The sequence below is a fragment of the Novosphingobium aerophilum genome (genome assembly GCF_014230305.1).
In the GTDB taxonomy this organism is placed as follows: Bacteria; Pseudomonadota; Alphaproteobacteria; order Sphingomonadales; family Sphingomonadaceae; genus Novosphingobium; species Novosphingobium aerophilum.
Genome location: NZ_JACLAU010000004.1, coordinates 59,758 through 78,562, shown reverse-complemented (window position 1 = coordinate 78,562; position 18,805 = coordinate 59,758). Strand labels below are relative to the sequence as shown.

The window sequence follows — 18,805 nt, the reverse complement described above, 5'->3', positions numbered from 1 at the left end:
CCCTCTCAACTTCGGCTAGTCCCTTTGGGACAAGCCTCCGTATCTCTCCCCTGAAAGGGAGAGAGCAAAAGTCCGCAACCCGCCAGAACCGGCCATACGGACCGAAGCCCCGGCGAAGCGCAGCGCCGTGCGCCCGTGCCGGTCAGCGCGATCCGCTGGCGGCCGGCACCGTGACGGGCAGCATCACCCCGGGCGACGGGGCGGTGGTCGGCGCGGGCTGGCCATAGCGGGCGTACCAATCGGCCAGCGCGGTGCGATAGGCATCGTAGCGGCGGTAGAAATCGTCGAAGACCACCTCGATCGAAGGCAGACTGCGCTGGGCAAAGGCCTCCAGCTCGGCCGGCTTCAGCGTCAGGCCGTCGCGGCTGACCGCCAGCACCGCGGTGCAGAATTCGGTCATCGTCGGCGGCAGGGCGAAGTGGTTGTAGACCTCGGTCATGTAGCGTTCGCGCGGGACGATGAAGCCCGCGCCGTACTTGCCCTTGAACTCGGCATCGACCGTCCGGTTGGCCTTGGCCAGGCCCTTGTCGTGAGCCTTCAGGAAGGCGCGGTAATTGGGGACGATCTCGGCATGTTCGGGCGCGCGGCAGTTCAGTGCGGCGACGTTGTAGGCCGACCGCAGGTTCCACACCGTCTGCGCCGGAGTGATGTTGCGGTTGACGCTCACCCTCAGGCCGGTGGCGTCGGTCTGCGGCACCGTCAGATCGGGGGAAGCCTGGTTGGGCGGGGTCGGCTTGGGCGGGATCACCACCACGACCGGCGGCGGGGGTGGCGGCGGCAGGGGCCTGGGCGGCGGCGCCTTTTCACCGCAACCAGCGACCAGCAGGGTCGCGCCCGTGGCGGTCGCGATCAGCCACCGGGTCTGGGCTGGGGATCGGATCATCGTCGCACTTTCTCTGGTCGCCGCGGCCGAGGCCGCTGAATCAAGGGATGAGGCAGGACGGCGGCCTTATCCCGCGTCGCCGCAAATGAAAATGCCCGGCGCGCAAGGTGGCGCGCCGGGCAGTGGTTTTTGTGCGTCCGGTCAGCGCTTTGGGCGCCGGACCGATGGTCTCCGTCAGCGGCGATCGCCGAGCAACTGCAGCAGGAACGTGAACATATTGATGAAGTCGAGGTAGAGGCTCAGAGCCCCCATGATCGCCGCCTTGCCGGCGAACTCGGTGCCCGCGACATACTGGTACATGCCCTTGATCTTCTGCGTGTCATAAGCCGTCAGGCCCGCGAATATCAGCACGCCGAGCAGCGAGATGGCGAGACCCAGCCCCTGCGACGGCCAGATCATGTTGATGATCATCGCCGCCAGCAGGCCCCACACGCCCATGATCAGGAAGCTGCCGAAGCCCGACAGGTCCTTCTTGGTGGTGTAGCCAACCAGGCTCAGCCCGGCGAAGGCCGCCGCCGTGGCGAAGAAGGTCGAGGCGATCGACGGGCCGGTGTAGACGAAGAAGATCGACGACAGCGACAGGCCCATCGCCACGCTGAACGCCCAGAAGCAGGCCTTGAGCGTTGCCGTGGTCATGCGGTTCAGGCCGAAGCTCATCGCCATGATGAAGCCCAGCGGGGCGAGCGCGATCAGCCAGCGCAGCGGGGTGGCGAAGACCGCCTCGGCCGCGCCCGAGCGCGCGAAGACCAGGGCGACGATGCCCGACAGCAGCACGCCCGAGGCCATGTAATTGTAGATCGACAGCATGTACCGGCGCAGACCCATGTCATAGGTCGCGCTGCGGCCGGCCGGATTCAGGCTCGGGGACGCGCCAAAGCCCGTCCGGGTGGGCTGGGGGTCGTTCCAGTTTGCCATGTCAGCTCTTGCTCCAATTCCGGCCCGGAAGTGGGCCGATGAAGGGAATATCGCCCTTCACCCCTAACGATTCAAGAACAACCGGCGAAGCCATTTGTGACAAAATGTGTCGGAGGCCGGCCCTACCCGGCCGCGCGCGCCTCTTCGGCCATCTCGATGTTGCGATCGCGCGCCGCACGCAAGGTGTCGGTCATCAGCGCCAGCATCCGATTCTCGGCGTCCAGCACGTTCATCCCGGCGCGGGTGACCCCGCCCGGGCTCGCGACCCGGTCAGCCAGCTCGCCCGGCGAATGCTCGGATGCGGCGGCCAGCGCGGCGGCGCCCTCGACCATCGACAGGGCAAGCCGGTCCGCCTGATCACGCGGCAGGCCCAGGGCGGCGGCCCCGGCAGCCAGGGCATCGATCATCCGGTAGACGAAGGCCGGGCCCGAGCCGGCGAGCGCGGTGACCAGATGCATGGTCTCCTCGTCGACCAGCCATTCGGCCTGGCCAAGCGGCGCCATGAGCCGGTCCACCGCGGCGCGATCCGCCTCGTCCACCTCGCCGACCAGCCCGATCGGCGACTTGCCGAGGGCCGCGGCCAGGTTGGGCATGACCCGCACGATCCCGCGCGCACGGGGAAAGCGCGCGCGCAGGGTCGCCAGCTCGACCCCGGCAAGGACCGACAGCACCACCGTCCCCTCGCCGGCCAACGGCTCGAGCCCGGGCGCGATCTGGGTGAACTGCTGCGGCTTGAACCCCAGCAGCAGCATGTCGAACGGCGCCTCGCCGCTTGGCGCCTGACGCAGCAGTCGCACCCCCGGGGGGGCCTCGGCCAGAACCGGATCGACCACGGTAAAGCCATCCGCCGCCATCCCGCCCGCCAGCCATCCGGCCAGCATGGCGCCGCCCATGTTGCCGCAGCCGATCTGGAGCATCCGCATGACGACTAGGCCTCGCCGGCCGCGTCGACCAATGCGCTGGCCAGGGCCTCGGCCGGGGTCTTGTCCCCCCACAGGATGAACTGGAAGGCGGGATAGAAGCGGTCACACTCGTCCACCGCCGCCTCGACCGCGGTCTGCGCCTGGGCGATCGACAGCAAGCCGTCATCGCCCAGCATCAGGGCATGGCGGTAAAGCAGGACCATGCCGTTGGACCAGACGTCGAAATGGCCCAGCCACATCTGCTCGTTGACCAGGGCCAGCACCTCGAACATGGCTTGGCGCTTGTCATCGGGCACGCGGATGTCGGGCAGGCACAGCAGCTGGAGGACGTGATCCTCGCGCCGCCAGATGCCACGGACCTGGTACTTGGCCCAGGACCCCTGGACCTCGCCGGTCAGCTCGTCGTCACCCACATATTCGTGGGGCCAGCCCCGGGCCTCGAACAGCGAGGCCAGCATGTCGACAGGGGCAGCATCGTCATCGTCGCGTTCCATGTCGTTCTGAACGGTCCTCACATCAACTCCTGTCGGCACCCGGCCAGTCTGTTGCCACCGCGGCGCTTGCGACCGGGCCAGCGATGGATGCGTCCTCGGGACGTTCAGCGACAATCCACCCCCTGCGCTTGCCTGCGCAAAACTCCATAACCCTGTTTACAAGGTGTGGAAAAGCTGGGGGTTCCCGCAGCCGCTCCGGACAGGCCGGGGCCCTAGAGATCGTCCACCACCTGGCCTGCTGGGCTGAGCCACAGGAAGGCGTCCAATCCGGCCTTTTTCAGTTTGGAAAGAAAGGCTTCCGCCTGAGCCTCAGTGCCGAACGGGCCGGTCAGCAGGCGGTTGGTGCGCCCCCAGTCGGTGGTCAGGGCCGACTTGCCACGGAACAGGTCGGGGTTGTCCTTGACCAGGCCCTTCCAGGTGAAGGCCAGCGCCGACAGGTTGCGCCCGGTCCCGACCTGAACCCAGATCCGGCTGGGATGGACCGGCTTGGGCGGTTCGACCGGCTTGGGCTTGGCGGCCGCGATCTTGCGCACGTCGACCGCGCCGGGTGCGGGGGCTGCGGGGCCCTGGGGCACAGCCAGGTCGGCGAAGGCGTCAGCCAGGGCGCGCCGCGCCGGCTGCGGTCGCGGCGCCGGGGGGACGGCCGGAGTTGGCGCCGGAGCCGGAAGCGGACTGGCCGCCGCCCCGGCGACGCCAGCAGGACCGGTTCCCGCCGGCGGGGTGACCCGCGGCCCTTCGCCCAGGGTTGCCGGCACCGACGGAGCCACCCCGGCCGCAGGCGGCGGACTGGCCAGAGCCAGGCTGGGCGGAACCGCCGTGGCCGGTGCGGGCGGGACCGGGGCTGGCTGGACCGGGGCTGGCTGGACCGGGGCTGGCTGGACCGGGACTGGCGAGACGGGCGCCGGTTGGCCTTGAGCCGCAGGGGCGATCGCCGTGGCGGGAGGCGGTGGCGCAACCTGAGCCGGTGCAGAGCCAGGGGACCGGGTCGCGTCGAGGCGTGCCAGGTCGAACCCGCCCCCGGGCACCAGCGCGGCCCGGCCAGGACCCGTCTGGCCGGACGCGGTCTGGCCCGACGCGGTCTGGCCCGGTGTCGCACTGCGCTGGGCGGAGGGTGCAGCTGCGGACGGGGCGAGCGCCACTTGCGGCGGAGGGGCCGCCGCGGCGGGCGTTGCGGGTTGCGGCGCCGCACTCGCCCGGCCGCTGCGGGTGGACGACACCGGCGGAGGCGGCGTGCTGACCGCCAGGGCCGGAGCCGGAGCAACCTCCCGCGTGGGCATGGGATCGGGCGGGGCACTGCGCGGCGCGGCCAAAGCGGCGAGGACGGGCGGCTCGGCAGGCTTGGCCCTGCCCCGCCGATCGTCACGCCGATCTTCCCGCGCCGGCTTGCTGCGCCCCAGCGGCTGCCCCGACGGCACCAGCGCCTCGGCCACCGCCACCCGCTTGGGCGGGGCATAAAGCGCGACGCGGGGATCGTCGCGACCGATCTCCGCGGCCCGGGGGAAGCGTCCGAAATTGGCCGCCGCCGCCTGCTGGGCCGGGGTCAGGCGCGGCATGTAGCGCAGATAGGGCGCGATGCTCTGCGCCATCTCGTCGGGCATGGTCTGATCGGCGATGGCGATCGCCTCTTCGGGCTTCTGCAGGATCGCGAGCGCGAAGGCCCGGGTCCGCCACGCCGCCTTGTCCTGGCGCTGCAGCAGGGGGGCCAGGGTCAGCTCCATCCCGGCGCGATCCCCGGCGATTGCCTGGCTCAGCGCGAGGCGCCGGATCGTATCGTCATTCGGCTGGGCGTTGAGCGAGTCGCGGTAGTAGCGCTGCGCCGTGGCATTGTCGCCGACCAGGTCATAGGCCAGGCCGCGATCGGCGATCAGCATCGGATCGAGCGAGCCGGCCCGGTCCGCCTCGGCGAACAGGGGGATCGCGTCATAGGGGTTTTCGCTGCGGACGAGCGCCCCGGCGAGCCCGCCCTTGACCCGCATGTTGTCGGGCGAAAGCTGGTCGGCGCGGGCGAAGAAGCCGATCGCGGCATCGATATCGCCCATGCCCAGCGCGGCCTTGCCGGCATCGATCAGCGCATCGAGATCCTTGGGATCACGCCCCAGCCGCGCCAGGGCCGCATTCAGCGCCTGGCTGGCGGAGACCCGGGGCAGCGGCTGGACCACCGGCTGGGCCTGCGCCGGACCGCCCGGCCAGACACCGGGCATCGCCGTGGCGCCGGAGAGCAGCATGGCCGCCAGCAGCAGCCGCTTGCCACCGATCATCGTCATCGCCGCGTCTTCAACCCCGCGTCTTCCACAAGTTCACCATGGTCCCTGCCGTGCCGACGCTTGCCGGTCGACGCCTGAACCGGCGCGGAACGGGCCCGGGACGGGAACGACCTGCAGGTCGCAGCCCGCCCCGTCAGGCCTTACTGGTTGTTCTGGCGCCCGAGAAAGCGCGGGATCGAGATCGACTGGCCTTCGCCCGTCTCTTCTCCGCCCTCCTCCTCCAGGTCGGGACGTGCGGCGCCCCGGCTGAGGTTGGCCATGCGCTCGAACAGGGTGCTGCCCCCCCCCGACAACCGCGGCGCACGGTCCTCCTGTTCGGACACCAGCGGCCGCCGGCGCGCGACCAGCGGGGATGCCGGATCGTCGGAGACCGGAATCCCGCCGCTCATGCCATAATCCTCACCCTCGACCGCGGGAGCCGGCGGGCTCTGCGGCATGGGCGGGGCGAAAGCCGCGCCGCCGAGCGACGGGGCCGGCGTGGCGCCGTCCGGTTCGGCCATGTCGTCGAGTTCGAGCTCCAGCGGCTCAGCCGACATCTGCTCGGGACCAAGCTCAAGCGGCTCGGGCTCGGCATAAGCCTCGGCCTGCGGGGGCGGCGGAGCAGGCTCGGCCGGGGCAGCGAAAGGCGCGGGCTCGGCCGCCGGAGCCGGAGCCGGAGCCGCCTCGACCTGCGGACCAGGACGGGCGATACCGCCACGGGTGCCACCGAGCGGGAAGCCGGTGCGGGCAATGTCCTGCTGCTGCTGCGCGGTCTGCTCGATCCCCGTGGCAACCACCGAGACGCGGATCTTGCCCTGCAGATCGGGATTGAAGGCCGAACCCCAGATGATGTTGGCGTTGGGATCGACCAGATCGCGGATATGGTTCGCGGCCTCGTCCACTTCCAGCAGCTTCATGTCGTCGCCGCCGATGATCGAGATGATCACGCCCTTGGCGCCCTGCATCGATACGCCGTCGAGCAGCGGGTTCGAAATTGCCTGCTCGGCCGCTTCCAGCGCGCGATTGGCCCCGGCGCTCTCGCCCGTGCCCATCATCGCCTTGCCCATCTCGCCCATGACCGAGCGGACGTCAGCAAAGTCGAGGTTGATCAGGCCCGGCATGACCATCAGGTCGGTGATCGAGCGGACGCCCTGCTGCAGCACCTCGTCGGCGAGCATGAAGGCTTCCTTGAAGGTCGTTTCCGCCTTGGCCACCAGGAACAGGTTCTGGTTGGGGATAACGATCAGGGTGTCGACGTGCTTCTGCAGCTCCTCGATCCCCGCCTCGGCCGAGCGCATCCGGCGGGTGCCCTCGAACAGGAAGGGCTTGGTCACCACGCCCACGGTCAGCACGCCCTTGTCGCGCGCGATCTTGGCGATGACCGGCGCGGCGCCGGTCCCCGTGCCGCCGCCCATGCCGGCCGCAATGAAGACCATGTGCACGCCTTCCAGCGCCCGTTCGATCTCGGCCAGGGTTTCCTCGGCCGCGGCCCGGCCCACTTCGGGCCGCGATCCGGCGCCAAGGCCCTGAGTGATGTCAGGGCCAAGCTGGATGCGATGCTCGGCGATCGAGGCGTTGAGCGCCTGGGCATCGGTGTTGGCCACGATGAAGTCGACGCCCTCGATCTGGGCTTCGATCATGTTCGCGATGGCATTGCCGCCGGCCCCACCAACGCCGATCACCGTGATCCGCGGACGGAGCTCTTCGACAGCCGGAGGTCCGATATTGATGCTCATCTTGCTCTCCACGCAGGGCCTGCCGCGCGCAGCCTGCCGATCCTTCGCCAATTACAGACAATTGCACGCTTCGAATCGGTGGACCAAGGGGGTCAAAGGCTTTGTCCACAATCCCAAGCCCAGGCGCGGGCCCGGGATGGGGCATCAGAAATACTCCAGAATGGCATGATATATCCGGCCAACCAGGCCGGACCACCCGTTACCGTCGGCCGCCTGGCCCGGCGGCCCGATCTTGCGGATGTCGACCGGCTCGCTGGCGGCGTGCAGCACCAACCCGACCAGCGTGGCGAAGCCCGGCTTGGCATGGGTTTCGGGCAGGCCACGCAGCTGTGGCGGGCGCCCGATCCGCACCGGCTTGCCCAGGGCCGACTGGGCGAAATCGGCCAGCCCGACCAGCTCGGCCCCGCCGCCGGTGAACACCACCTGCTGCCCGCGCTGACCGGTGAAGCCCAGCCCCTTCAGCGCACGGTTGATCTCCTCCATGATCCGCCCGAGCTGCCCCGTGATCACTGAGACCAGTTCGGCCCGCGGGATGCGCCCCGCATCGTCGGCATGGCGCGCGGGCGGACCGGACGGCTCTTCGCCGGGGCCATGGACCGGGATCATCTCGCGATGGTCGGACGGACTGGCGAGGGCCGATCCGTTCACGCACTTCAGCCGCTCGGCCTGGAAGCGGCGGATGCCGAAGGCCGAGGCGATCGCGTCGGTGATGTCGCCCGAACCCAGCGGGATCGAGGCGAGGCCGAGCAGCATGCCCCCGGCGTAGACCGCGACATTGGTCACGTCTCCGCCGAACTCCACCAGGGCCACGCCCAGATCGCGCTCCTCGGCGTTGAGGCAGGCATGGCCCGCTGCGACCGGCGAGCCGACCACCGCCTCCACCTTGAGATGGGCGTTCTGCACCGCCTCGGTCAGATTGCGGACCGGGGCACCGTCGGCCAGCATGATGTGGATGTCGACCCCGAGACGCTCGGCATGGAGGCCGCGCGGATTGGCCACCCCATGCGCGCCGTCGAGCGTGTAATGGGTGGGCTGGGCATGGAGCACCAGCCGCCCGTCCGGCTGGATCACGTCGCGCCCGGCCAAGAGCAGGTGATCGATGTCGTCCTGTTCGATCCGCCGCCCGGACACGTCGATCTCGACATGGGCAACCTGGCTGGCGAGCCCTGCCCCGGCCGTGCCGATCAGCACGGTGTCGACGCTGGTCTGGGCAATCTTCTCGGCCCGTTCGATCGCGTCGCGCACGGCATAGGTCGCCGCGGTCATGTCGGTGACGAAGCCGCGCTTGAGACCCTGGGCGGCGCGATGGGCCGATCCCAGGACGATCAGCTCGCCGGTCTCGGTGATCCCCGCAAGCATGGCCGAGACGCGGAATGAACCGAGGTTCACCGCGCCGATGACGCGGTCGATCCGGGGGCCGGTCATGAACGGTCACCAGGCATCAGGTGTTGTCCCGCTGGCCTGCCCTGCCCGAGGCGGCCGCCTTCTCGGGCTTGGTCGCCTTGCCCGTCCCGGCCCCATCGCTGCCAACTCCGTCGCTGCTAACCCCGTCGCTGCCAGCATCGGCCCGCTCGGCCGCGGCCTGGGCCTTGGCCGCGGCGGCGGCGCCGGCGGCGCGGGCCTCCTCGTCGGTGCGGCCGGGAACGCGCAGATAGATCCGGTCAGGCGCGCGCATGTCGAAGGCGGCAACCTTGCCGCCCAGCAGGCGGTTGACCCCGTCGAGCCGGGCGAAGGCGATCAGCGCCCCGGCCGACTGCTTCTCGCCCTCGGGCAGGGCCAGCACCTGGCCAGTGCCGAACTTCAGGTTCCAGCGCCGGTTGCCGACCCATTCCGCCTCGGCCACCTGCGGCTTGAGCGCGGGCGCGGCATCGAGCAGCGCGGTCAGGTCCTCCACCCGCGCGCCCGCGCCGGGCCCCGAGATCACCAGCCGATCACGTGCCGCGCGGGAGGACACCGGCTCCAGCTCATGACCCTGGGCATCGATCAGCACCAGGCGATCCGGCTTGCGCAGTACTGCGTGGGGCTTGCGCTCGACGATATCGATCACCAGCGTGTCGGGCAGTTGGCGCGAGACGCGGGCGTCCTCGACCCAGGACAACTGCAACAGCTCGGCCCGCAGCCGCTCGAGATCGACCTGCGGCATGGCCGCGTCGCGCTCGGCCAGAGCCTTTTCGTAAACCTTCAGCTCGTTGAGGTGATTGACCCCGCGCACGTCGACCCGGTGCACGGCGAAGCCTGCGTCGGCGGCCACCGCCGCGAACTGCTGGCTGGCCAGCGCGGGCAGCCCGGCCATGCTCGCGACAATCCACGCGGCGATGGCCGCCAGCGCCAGGATCGTCGCCACGAAGATGCGGTGAAGCTGCTCGTCGCTGAAGGGCAGGGCCTCGAGCACGGCATCGAAGGCGGAGCCGGTGCGGGCGCGGGCCGCGTTGACCTTGCGGGCCTTGCCCTGCCGCGCCGCCGCCTTGCGCGCCCCGGAGGCCTTGCGCCGGATCGTCTGGCTCATGCCGGGACCCCTTCCGTCTGCGGCGCGCGGGCCGCGGCATCGGCCAGAGCCTCGGCGACGATCGCCTCGACCAGATCCTCATAGCTCATCCCGCAATGCCGCGCCTGTTCGGGCACGAGGCTGAGCGGCGTCATGCCGGGCTGGGTGTTGACCTCGAGCAGGAACAGCCCTTCCACCCCGCGTTCGTCATCCCAGCGGAAATCGGACCGGCTCGTCCCCTTGCAGCCGAGCAGACGGTGCGCGCGCAGGGCGATGTCCTTGCAGGCCTCCATCACCGCGTCCGGGATCTCGGCCGGGCAGATGTGGTCGGTCATGCCATCGGTGTACTTGGCATCGAAATCGTAGAACTCGGTCTTGGGCTTCAGCTCGGTGGTGGTCAGGGCGCGGTCGCCGATCACCGCGGTGGTCAGCTCCTTGCCGCGGATGAAGGGTTCGGCCAGCAGCGTCTCGAAGCGCTGCCACGGCCCGGCGACGTCGCGCCCGATCGGATTGCCGTAATTGCCCCCCTCGGTGACGATCGCCACGCCGACCGAGGACCCCTCGTTGACCGGCTTCAGCACATAGGGGCGCGGCAGCGGATCGCGCTGGAACAGCTCGTCGCGGTGGACCATGCGCCCGCCGGGCATCGGGATGCCGTGCGGGACCAGCGCCTGCTTGGTCAGCTCCTTGTCGATCGCGATGACCGAGGTGGCGAGGCCCGAATGGGTGTAGGTCAGCCCCATCAGGTCCATCAGCCCCTGCACCGTGCCGTCCTCGCCCGGCGCGCCGTGGAGCGCGTTGAACACCACATCGGGAGCGGCCTCGGCCAGCTTCAGCGCGACATCGCGGCCCATGTCGATCCGCGTGACCCTGTGGCCCCGCGCCTCGAGCGCCTTGGCCACGCCCTCGCCGCTCATCAGCGAGACCGGCCGCTCGGATGACCAGCCACCCATGAGAACCGCGACATGGAGCTTGGGGAGGGTCATGAATTCAGTCTCGGCTGGTAGAGGGCGGGCTGGAGGGCGATCACGTCGGGGTGGCAGCCGGAATCCCACGGGAAGAGGCCGGTGGCAGCGGAAGGCCAGACCAGCTGATAGACTTCGGTCAGAGGCTGATGGCACATGAACAGACTGCACCACATCGCGAATCTTAGATGATCGGTGTGGATGTTGCTCACATGAACCTTGCGGGCAATGACATCGAAGCCCTGCAGCAGCCCGTCTATGCGGACGCCATCGGTCAGGCGCAGCCCCGCACCCTGGCATTTGGCAAAGACCTCGCAAATCATGTGGCGGTGCACGTCATCGGACAGACCGAACACGATAACCTCGCCCTGACCGAGCGACTTCGGAAATCCGACCGAATAGCCCCAATCTGGCTCATCGCTGTCCGGATCTGATATCAGCATCGCGCAGTAGCCGTGCTCTGTAACCAGATCTAACACCTGACCATGACGCTCGGTCATCGGTTCACCAAATGGGTGGTCTATCATGGCCGCCCCACTCTCTGAATTTCCCACTCCAGCTCCACGCCGGACTGCGCCTTCACCCGCCGCCGCACCTCGTCGCCCAGCGCCTCGATCTCGGCGCTGGTCGCTTCGCCGGTGTTGATCAGGAAGTTGGTGTGCTTCTCGCTGACCTGCGCCCCGCCCAGTTGCAGCCCGCGACAGCCGGCGCGGTCGACCAGTTCCCAGGCCTTTTCGCCGGGCGGGTTCTTGAAGGTGCTACCGCCGGTCTTGCTGCGCAGCGGCTGGCTGGCCTCGCGGCTGGCGGAGATGCGGTCCATCTCGGCCTGGATCGCCGCGGGCTCGCCCGGACGGCCGCGGAACCGGGCGGCGACCACGATCGCCTGCTCGGGCAGTTCGGAATGGCGGTAGGTGTAATGCAGGTCCGCCACCGGCAGGGTGACCGGCTCACCCGAGCGGAGGATCACGTCGCAGTCGATCAGCACGTCCTTGACCTCGCCGCCATAGGCGCCGCCGTTCATGCGGACGAAGCCGCCGACCGTGCCGGGGATCGAGCGGAGGAACTCCAGCCCGGCGATCCCCGCGTCCCGCGCGGTGGAGGAGACCAGGATGCCGCTGGCCCCGCCGCCGCAGTCGAGCGTGAGGGGATCAACCGCCGCGACCTTCGCGAAAGCCTTGCCCAGCCGCACCACCACCCCCGGCACGCCGCCGTCGCGGACGATCAGGTTCGATCCCAGCCCCAGCGCCATGACCGGCACCGCCGGATCGAGCCCGCGCAGGAAGGCGGACAGATCGTCGGCATCCTGCGGTTCGAACAGCCACTGCGCCGCGCCGCCCGCCTTGAACCAGACGAGCGGAGCCAGCGGCGCATCGGCGGTCAACTTGCCGCGCACCTGGGGAAGCGGGGGCGCGGTCAGCATCGCCAGAAGCTGAGCCACTCGATCTGGGCGCGGGCCAGGGCCTCGGCGGCGTCGAGCGCCTGCTTGCCAGCCTCCTCCAGCTTGCGCGCGGCTTCGTCGGCCTTGCTCGGATCGAGCATCGCGGCCCCGGCGTCGACCATGGTCTTGGTCACGTCGATCTGCGCCTGCTGCGCATCGACCAGCAGGCGCATCCAGTCGGCCGGATTGGGGAACATGCCTTTCGTCATGCCTGTCTCCTGTCATGCCCTCCGGGCGCGGATCGCGTCGGCCAGGCCGGCGGCCCACTTGGTGATGTCGCCCGCACCCAGGCACACCACCATATCACCTTCCTGCAGGCTTGGCGCCAGGCTGTCGGCCAGCGCGGCCGGTCCATCGATGACGAAGGCGGCGCGATGCCCACGGGCCTTGACGCCGTCGATCAGGGTGGCGGAATCGATCCCCTCGATCGGCGGCTCGCCGGCCGGATAGACCGGCGCGGCGTAGACCACGTCGGCATCGTTGAAGGCGCCCTGGAAATCGGCCAGGTGATCGCGCAGCCGGGTGAAGCGGTGCGGCTGGACCACCGCGATGACCCGCCCCCGTGCCCCTTCCCGCGCGGCCGAAAGCACGGCGCGGATTTCCACCGGGTGATGGCCATAGTCGTCGATCACCACCGCGCTGCCCGCGCCGACGGCCACCTCGCCCACCTTGGTGAAGCGCCGCTTGACCCCGCCGAACTTGCCGAAGCCGGTGCGGATCAGATCGTCCGACACCCCCATCTCCACCGCCACGGCCACCGCGGCGAGCGCGTTCTGGACGTTGTGCCGCCCGGGCATGGGCAATTCGATGTCCTCGATCCGGCGGAACAAGCCGTCGCGCTGGCGCAGCACGGCGGTGAAGCGGTTGCCGCCGGGATAAGGCGTCACCCCTTCCCCGCGCACGTCGGCCTGGGCCGAGAAGCCGTAGGTCACCACGCGGCGATCACGCACCTTGGGGATGATCGCCTGGACCTCCGGGTGATCGATGCACAGCACCGCCGCGCCATAGAACGGCACGTTCTCGATGAACTCGACAAAGCAGTCCTTGACCCGGTCGAACGACCCGTAATGGTCGAGATGCTCGGGATCGATGTTGGTCACCACGGCGATCGTGCCGTCGAGCCGCAGGAACGAACCGTCGCTCTCGTCGGCCTCGACCACCATCCAGTCCGAGGCGCCGAGCCGGGCGTTCGAGCCGTAGGAATTGATGATCCCGCCGTTGATCACCGTGGGATCGACCCCGCCCGCGTCGAGCAGGCAGGCGACCATCGAGGTGGTGGTGGTCTTGCCGTGGGTCCCGGCCACGGCGACCGTGTTCTTGAGCCGCATCAGCTCGGCCAGCATCTCGGCCCGGCGCACCACCGGAATGCGGTTCTCCAGCGCGGCGACCACCTCGGGGTTGTCGCGCTTCACCGCGGTCGAGGTGACCACGACGGCGGCATCGCCCAGGTTCTCCGCCGCATGGCCGATCATCACCTTGATCCCCCGGCTGCGCAGCCCCTCGACCACATAGCCCTCGGCGATGTCCGATCCCTGCACCGTATAGCCCAGGTTGTTCATCACCTCGGCGATCCCGGACATGCCGATCCCGCCGATGCCGACGAAGTGGATCGTGCCGATTTCGGTGCCGACGCCTTTCACTGGTTTGCTCCGGTGGCTGCTGGGCTGGTGTGGTGCGTGGCCTTCGACAAGCTCAGGCCGAGCGGATGTTGAGAAGAGACTAGGAACCAAGCCCGCTCAGCCTGAGCCTGTCGAAGGCTGCACGCGATCATCAGCCCCATGCGCATCACGCCGTCGCCTCCCGCCCGGCCGCGGCCGGGGCAGCGCCCCCCATCCGGATCACGTCCATCAGCGGAGCGGCGCCGAAGCTCTCGACCAGATCGGCCAGGTCGCTGGTGGCATTGGGATAGCCGCAGTTCCACGCGGCATGAGCGGCATTGCCCAGGCTGTGGGGATCCTGCGCGATCGCCTGGATCTGCCGGCAGATGTCCTTTGCCATGTCGTGGAACAGTCCGGCCTGCTGGCGCAGCATCTGGTTCCGTCGGTCACCGTCATAATTGGCCGGATTGGGCACCGTCGCCATGGGCTGCCGGATCGCCCGCGCGCCGCCGGCCTCGACCATCTCGCGCGTGTTGGCGGCCTGGTGGTCGTCGGTGGCGATCGGCAGCGGGATCAGGATCGCGGGGCGGCCCACCGCGGTCAGTTCGGCGATGGTCGAGGCGCCCGAGCGGCCGATGAACAGATGGGCATCGGCCAGACGTTCGGCCATGTCCTCGAAATAGGTGGCCAGCTCGGCCGGGATGCCATGGCTGGCATAGCGCTGCCGCACCGCGTCGATATCCTCGGCGCGGCATTGCTGGGTCACCTGCAGACGGGTGCGCAGCGCGGGCTGGAGCATGGCCAGGCCATCGGGCACGACCTCGGACAGGACGCGCGCGCCCTGGCTGCCGCCGGTCACCAGCACGCGCAGCAGGCCGTCCTCGGTGAACGGCGGATAAGGCTGCTCACGCAGGGCCAGCACGTCCTCGCGCACCGGGTTGCCGACCAGGTGGACCTTGCCCTCGTGCTTCGGATCGAGCCGCGCGATCTCGCGATAGGCCGTGGCAATCGCGTCGACCTTGTCGGCGAGGAACCGGTTGACCCGCCCGAGCACGGCGTTCTGTTCATGGATGATCGTCGGCAGGCCGGCCTTGTGCGCGGCGATCACCGCCGGAAAGGCGGGATAGCCGCCGAAACCGATCACCGCGCTGGGCTGAAAGCTTTCGAACAGGCGCAGCGCCATGCGCCGCCCTTCCATGATCGCGCGCAGTCCGCGCAGCCAGTTCAGGGGGTTCTTGCCGCCCAGCCGCCCGGCGGGGATGACGTGGGCGGGCAGGAAATCGGGCTTGCCGGGAATCGCGGCGCCGCGGCTGTCGGTCACCAGCGCGACATGATGGCCGCGCTTCACCAGTTCGGTGGCCAGCGCGAAGGCGGGGATCAGGTGCCCGCCGGTCCCTCCGGCCGCAAGGACATAGTGGCGGCTGACGACGGTCATCGGGAAAACACTCCGGCGTCCCGCCCTACATCCCTCAGGGTCAGACGCTCGCGCTGGATGAACGGATTGCGGCGGGTGATGGCCAGCAGGAACCCCACCCCCAGGCACAGGGCGATGGTGGACGAGCCGCCGTAGGAGATCAGCGGCAGGGTCATGCCCTTGGACGGGAACAGCCGCAGGTTGACCAGGATGTTGATGAAGGCCTGGCCCCCCAACTGGGCGGTGAGGCCCGTCGCGGCGAGCACGGTGAAAAGGTCCTCCTCGTCGGTCAGACGCAGCAGCACCCGCACCACCAGGGCCATGTAGAGCACCACGATCAGCGCGCAGATCAGCAGCCCGAACTCCTCGCCGATGACCGAGAAGATGTAGTCGGTGTGAGCTTCGGGCAAGGCCAGCTTGCGCGTGCCGAGCCACAGACCCGACCCGGTCCAGCCCCCGGCATTGAGCGTGCGCGAGGCCAGGTCGACCTGGTCGTAAGCGGTGCCGCCGCCCAGGAAGCTGTCGATCCGGTGGCGGGCGTTGTCATAGAGGAAGTAGGTCGCGACGATCCCCGCGATCCCGCCGCCACAGGCCATCGCGATGCGCTTCATCGGCAGGCCGGACAGCAGCACCAGCACGAACCAGACCCCGACGTAAAGCACGGTCGAGCCGAAATCGGGCTGCATCATCAGCAGCGCCGCGACCAGCAGGGTGATGGTCCCGGTGATGGCGACGACCGGCAGCTTCGGATCACGCACCCGCCAGGACAGGACCCAGGCCATGGCGATGGCATAGGCCGGCTTGAGGAATTCCGACGGCTGCAGCGACACGCCGAGGTTGAGCCAGCGCTTGGCCCCGTTGACGTTGGTGCCAATCACCGGGACCAGCATCAAAGCGAAGATCATGCCGAAGCCAAGCAGGATCCCGGCCCGCCGCGCCGTCTCCCGCGGGAGCGCCGAGGCCACGACCATCGCCACCAGGCCGACGAACTGCCAGCGCAGGTGGATCACGAAAAAGTGCAGATCGTCCAGCCGGACCGCCGCTGTCGACAGGCGCCGGGCGCTGGCCGGCGAGGAAGCGGCCACGGCAGCGGCGCCGATCGCCATCAGCGACAGCACCAGCAGCAGCAGGACCCGGTCGATCTCGCGCCACCACACGCCGATATCGTGCCGCCGGTTGCGCCGCCGCCGCAACCCGGTGACGCTGCCGGTGCCGGGCACGAAGGGGGTCTGCGCGGCCAGCGGGGCCAGAGGGCTGAGGGTGGACCCGGGGGTGGTCATGGCGTGCCGTCCCCTTCCAGCAAGGCGGCCACGATCTGGCGGAAGGCATCGCCGCGGGCCTCGTAGTCGCGGAACTGGTCAAAGCTGGCGCAGGCCGGAGAAAGCAGCACCACGTCGCCGGGCCGCGCCGCGGCGATGGCATGGCGGATGGCCTCGGCCATCATTTCGGCGCGATGGACCGGCATGTACGGATCGAGCAGCTCGGCAAAGCGCGGGCCCGCGTCGCCGATGGTGTAGGCAGCGGCAATGTTGCCGAACCACGGGGCGCATTCGTCCAGATCGTCGCCCTTGGGCAGGCCGCCCAGGATCCAGTAGATGCGGCGATGATCGGGCGCCTCGGGCAAGGGCGGAAAGGCCGCCAGGGCCGGTGCGGTCGAGGCCGGGTTGGTCGCCTTGCTGTCGTTGATGAACAGCACGCCATTGGCCTCGGCCACCCGCTCCATCCGGTGCGGCAGGCCCCGGAAAGTGGCCAGCCCGGCCCGCCACTGCGCCTCGTCCAGGCCCAGCGCCTCGACGATGGCCACGGCCGCGGCGGCATTCTGCAGGTTGTGCGGCCCCTGCAGCGATGGCCACTCGGCCTGGAAGGCGGCGATCCGCGTCCCGTCGACCCGGTGGATCCCGTCCTTGCCGCGGCGCAGCTCCTCGACGATCGCCACGTCCAGGGTTTCCTGATCGGTCACGCCGAACACGGCCTGCTGGCCGGGCTCCTGCATCGCGAACAGCCGCGCCTTGGCCGCGGCATAGGCCGGGAAGGTGCCATAGCGATCGAGGTGATCCGGCGTGATGTTGAGCAGGGCAGCCACGTCGCAGGCCAGGCTGTGGGTCAGGTCGATCTGGTAGCTCGACAGCTCCAGCACATAGACCCCCCCTTCGGGCAGGGGCGCCTCGCCCAGGATCGGCAGGCCGATGTTGCCGCCCATCAGGCTCTTGACCCCGGCGCTCTGCAGCAGGTGATAGACCAGCGCCGTGGTGGTGGACTTGCCGTTGGTGCCGGTGATGCCGACCACACGATGCGCCGGCAGGGCAGCACGCGCCTGGGCGAACAGCTCGATATCGCCGATCAGCGGCACGCCATAGCGGACCGCGGCTTCCCCGATCGGGTGGCGATTGATCGGCACCCCGGGCGACACCACGATGCCGTGATAGCCCGACAGGTCGGCCGAAACCGGATCCGCCAGCTCCACCCGGTCCCCGAAGGCATTGGCCAGGGTCTGACGCGGCTCGTCCCGGCTATCCCAGGCGGTAACCTGCGCCCCGCTGGCCAGCAGCGCGCGGACCACCGCCAGCCCGGTCCGGGCCAGGCCAAGCACCGCATAGCGCCGTCCGGCAAAAAGGGGCGAGCAGATCATCGCGGCCCGGTCACCGCAGCTTCAGCGTCGACAGGCCGATCATCGCCAGAATGATCGAGACGATCCAGAAGCGGATCACCACCGTCGATTCCGCCCAGCCGAGCTTTTCGAAGTGGTGATGGATCGGCGCCATAAGGAACACCCGCTTGCCGGTGCGCTTGTAGACGAAGACCTGGATGATCACCGATACGGCCTCCATCACGAACAGCCCGCCGACGATGGCCAGCACGATCTCGTGGTGCGCGGCCACGGCGATGGCCCCCAGGGCGCCACCCAGCGCCAGGCTGCCGGTATCGCCCATGAACACGGCGGCCGGTGGGGCGTTGAACCATAGGAACGCCAATCCCGCGCCCATGATCCCGGCGCACAGGATCGCCAGCTCCCCCGCGCGCGGCACATAGGGAATGCCCAGGTAATGGGCATAGTCGATGCGGCCGGCCAGGTAGGCGATGATCGCGAAGGTGCCGGCCGCGATGATCACGGGCATGATCGCCAGCCCGTCAAGCCCGTCGGTCAGGTTCACCGCGTTGCCCGCGCCGACGATCACCACCGCGGCGAACACATAGTAAAGCGGGCCCAGCGGGATGTAGCGGCCCGACAGGAACGGAATGTACAGGTTGGTGCTGATCTGGCTGACGATGATCCAGGCGGCGATCCCGGCAACGACGAATTCCATCATCAGCCGCACCCGCCCGGGCACGCCCTTGTGGCTGTACTTCGTCACCTTGTCGAAATCGTCCATGAAGCCGATCGCGCCGAAGCCGACCGTCACCGCCAGGCACGCCCAGACGAAGGGGTTCCTGAGGTCCATCCACAGCAGCATCGACAGGACCAGCGCGATCAGGATCATCAGCCCGCCCATCGTCGGCGTGCCGCGCTTGGCGAGGTGGCTCTGCGGCCCGTCGTCGCGGATCGGCTGACCCTTGCCCTGCCGCACCCGCAGCATGCTGATGAAGCGCGGGCCGATGATCATGCCGATGACCAGGGCGGTCATCAGTGTCGCGCCGGCGCGGAAGGACTGGTAGCGGATCAGGTTCGCGATGCCGGGGAAATGCATCCATTCGGCCATGAGGTAGAGCATC

General features: G+C 69.3%; 17 protein-coding genes. All 17 read right to left on the bottom strand.

Features of this window, described 5'->3' with window-relative positions; translation table 11 throughout:
- Window positions 1–142: 142 nt before the first annotated feature.
- Complete coding sequence (locus H7F49_RS04735; RefSeq protein WP_185682424.1) at window positions 143–883, bottom strand: hypothetical protein; 741 nt, start codon at window positions 881–883, stop codon at window positions 143–145.
- Window positions 884–1,057: 174 nt separating this feature from the next.
- Window positions 1,058–1,798, bottom strand: a complete 741-nt coding sequence (locus H7F49_RS04730) for a Bax inhibitor-1/YccA family protein (protein WP_185682423.1) — start codon at window positions 1,796–1,798, stop codon at window positions 1,058–1,060.
- A gap of 122 nt (window positions 1,799–1,920) precedes the next feature.
- Window positions 1,921–2,721: a pyrroline-5-carboxylate reductase family protein gene (locus tag H7F49_RS04725; protein ID WP_185682422.1), complete on the bottom strand. Its 801-nt coding sequence runs from the start codon at window positions 2,719–2,721 to the stop codon at window positions 1,921–1,923.
- Between the two features lie 5 nt (window positions 2,722–2,726).
- A complete protein-coding gene (locus H7F49_RS04720; protein WP_185682525.1) occupies window positions 2,727–3,215 on the bottom strand; it encodes a type III secretion system chaperone family protein in 489 nt (162 codons plus the stop codon).
- Between the two features lie 212 nt (window positions 3,216–3,427).
- On the bottom strand, window positions 3,428–5,479 hold the full coding sequence (locus H7F49_RS04715) for an SPOR domain-containing protein (RefSeq protein ID WP_185682421.1): 2,052 nt from the start codon (window positions 5,477–5,479) through the stop codon (window positions 3,428–3,430).
- A gap of 140 nt (window positions 5,480–5,619) precedes the next feature.
- Window positions 5,620–7,194 (bottom strand): cell division protein FtsZ, encoded by a 1,575-nt coding sequence (gene ftsZ / locus H7F49_RS04710; protein WP_185682420.1) that lies wholly within the window; start codon window positions 7,192–7,194, stop codon window positions 5,620–5,622.
- Window positions 7,195–7,338: 144 nt separating this feature from the next.
- Window positions 7,339–8,619, bottom strand: coding sequence for a cell division protein FtsA (gene ftsA, locus H7F49_RS04705; protein ID WP_185682419.1), 1,281 nt, complete (start codon window positions 8,617–8,619; stop codon window positions 7,339–7,341).
- A 16-nt stretch (window positions 8,620–8,635) separates the two neighbouring features.
- Window positions 8,636–9,700 (bottom strand): cell division protein FtsQ/DivIB, encoded by a 1,065-nt coding sequence (locus H7F49_RS04700; protein WP_185682418.1) that lies wholly within the window; start codon window positions 9,698–9,700, stop codon window positions 8,636–8,638.
- The gene (locus H7F49_RS04695) at window positions 9,697–10,665 is read right to left on the bottom strand and encodes a D-alanine--D-alanine ligase (protein WP_185682417.1); all 969 of its coding nucleotides are present in this window, start codon (window positions 10,663–10,665) and stop codon (window positions 9,697–9,699) included. The genes H7F49_RS04700 and H7F49_RS04695 overlap by 4 nt, the downstream gene beginning before the upstream one ends.
- Window positions 10,662–11,144, bottom strand: a complete 483-nt coding sequence (locus H7F49_RS04690; protein WP_185682416.1) for a DUF4262 domain-containing protein — start codon at window positions 11,142–11,144, stop codon at window positions 10,662–10,664. Before H7F49_RS04690 ends, H7F49_RS04695 begins: the two co-directional genes overlap by 4 nt.
- Window positions 11,145–11,167: 23 nt before the next feature.
- Window positions 11,168–12,064, bottom strand: coding sequence for a UDP-N-acetylmuramate dehydrogenase (murB, locus tag H7F49_RS04685; RefSeq protein ID WP_185682524.1), 897 nt, complete (start codon window positions 12,062–12,064; stop codon window positions 11,168–11,170).
- Window positions 12,058–12,291: a hypothetical protein gene (locus H7F49_RS04680; protein WP_185682415.1), complete on the bottom strand. Its 234-nt coding sequence runs from the start codon at window positions 12,289–12,291 to the stop codon at window positions 12,058–12,060. Before H7F49_RS04680 ends, murB begins: the two co-directional genes overlap by 7 nt.
- Window positions 12,292–12,303: 12 nt before the next feature.
- The gene (murC, locus tag H7F49_RS04675; protein ID WP_185682414.1) at window positions 12,304–13,722 is read right to left on the bottom strand and encodes a UDP-N-acetylmuramate--L-alanine ligase; all 1,419 of its coding nucleotides are present in this window, start codon (window positions 13,720–13,722) and stop codon (window positions 12,304–12,306) included.
- Window positions 13,723–13,867: 145 nt separating this feature from the next.
- Entirely contained in the window at window positions 13,868–15,115 is a 1,248-nt protein-coding gene (murG, locus tag H7F49_RS04670; protein WP_185682413.1) for an undecaprenyldiphospho-muramoylpentapeptide beta-N-acetylglucosaminyltransferase, read from the bottom strand.
- On the bottom strand, window positions 15,112–16,374 hold the full coding sequence (locus tag H7F49_RS04665) for an FtsW/RodA/SpoVE family cell cycle protein (protein ID WP_185682412.1): 1,263 nt from the start codon (window positions 16,372–16,374) through the stop codon (window positions 15,112–15,114). Before H7F49_RS04665 ends, murG begins: the two co-directional genes overlap by 4 nt.
- Window positions 16,371–17,723, bottom strand: coding sequence for a UDP-N-acetylmuramoyl-L-alanine--D-glutamate ligase (murD, locus tag H7F49_RS04660; RefSeq protein WP_185682411.1), 1,353 nt, complete (start codon window positions 17,721–17,723; stop codon window positions 16,371–16,373). Before murD ends, H7F49_RS04665 begins: the two co-directional genes overlap by 4 nt.
- Before the next feature lie 10 nt (window positions 17,724–17,733).
- A complete protein-coding gene (mraY, locus tag H7F49_RS04655) occupies window positions 17,734–18,804 on the bottom strand; it encodes a phospho-N-acetylmuramoyl-pentapeptide-transferase (RefSeq protein ID WP_185682410.1) in 1,071 nt (356 codons plus the stop codon).
- Window position 18,805: the final 1 nt, after the last annotated feature.

Excerpts from the sequence above, each read along its gene's own strand:
- H7F49_RS04690 (WP_185682416.1), bottom strand. The coding sequence starts at position 11,144 with ATGACCGAGCGTCATGGTCAGGTGTTAGATCTGGTTACAGAGCACGGC.
- murD (WP_185682411.1), bottom strand. The coding sequence starts at position 17,723 with ATGATCTGCTCGCCCCTTTTTGCCGGACGGCGCTATGCGGTGCTTGGC.
- ftsZ (WP_185682420.1), bottom strand. The coding sequence starts at position 7,194 with ATGAGCATCAATATCGGACCTCCGGCTGTCGAAGAGCTCCGTCCGCGG.
- H7F49_RS04695 (WP_185682417.1), bottom strand. The coding sequence starts at position 10,665 with ATGACCCTCCCCAAGCTCCATGTCGCGGTTCTCATGGGTGGCTGGTCA.
- H7F49_RS04665 (WP_185682412.1), bottom strand. The coding sequence starts at position 16,374 with ATGACCACCCCCGGGTCCACCCTCAGCCCTCTGGCCCCGCTGGCCGCG.
- H7F49_RS04735 (WP_185682424.1), bottom strand. The coding sequence starts at position 883 with ATGATCCGATCCCCAGCCCAGACCCGGTGGCTGATCGCGACCGCCACG.
- murB (WP_185682524.1), bottom strand. The coding sequence starts at position 12,064 with ATGCTGACCGCGCCCCCGCTTCCCCAGGTGCGCGGCAAGTTGACCGCC.
- H7F49_RS04720 (WP_185682525.1), bottom strand. The coding sequence starts at position 3,215 with ATGGAACGCGACGATGACGATGCTGCCCCTGTCGACATGCTGGCCTCG.
- H7F49_RS04730 (WP_185682423.1), bottom strand. The coding sequence starts at position 1,798 with ATGGCAAACTGGAACGACCCCCAGCCCACCCGGACGGGCTTTGGCGCG.
- H7F49_RS04725 (WP_185682422.1), bottom strand. The coding sequence starts at position 2,721 with ATGCGGATGCTCCAGATCGGCTGCGGCAACATGGGCGGCGCCATGCTG.
- murG (WP_185682413.1), bottom strand. The coding sequence starts at position 15,115 with ATGACCGTCGTCAGCCGCCACTATGTCCTTGCGGCCGGAGGGACCGGC.
- H7F49_RS04680 (WP_185682415.1), bottom strand. The coding sequence starts at position 12,291 with ATGACGAAAGGCATGTTCCCCAATCCGGCCGACTGGATGCGCCTGCTG.
- H7F49_RS04700 (WP_185682418.1), bottom strand. The coding sequence starts at position 9,700 with ATGAGCCAGACGATCCGGCGCAAGGCCTCCGGGGCGCGCAAGGCGGCG.
- mraY (WP_185682410.1), bottom strand. The coding sequence starts at position 18,804 with ATGCTCTACCTCATGGCCGAATGGATGCATTTCCCCGGCATCGCGAAC.
- ftsA (WP_185682419.1), bottom strand. The coding sequence starts at position 8,619 with ATGACCGGCCCCCGGATCGACCGCGTCATCGGCGCGGTGAACCTCGGT.
- H7F49_RS04715 (WP_185682421.1), bottom strand. The coding sequence starts at position 5,479 with ATGACGATGATCGGTGGCAAGCGGCTGCTGCTGGCGGCCATGCTGCTC.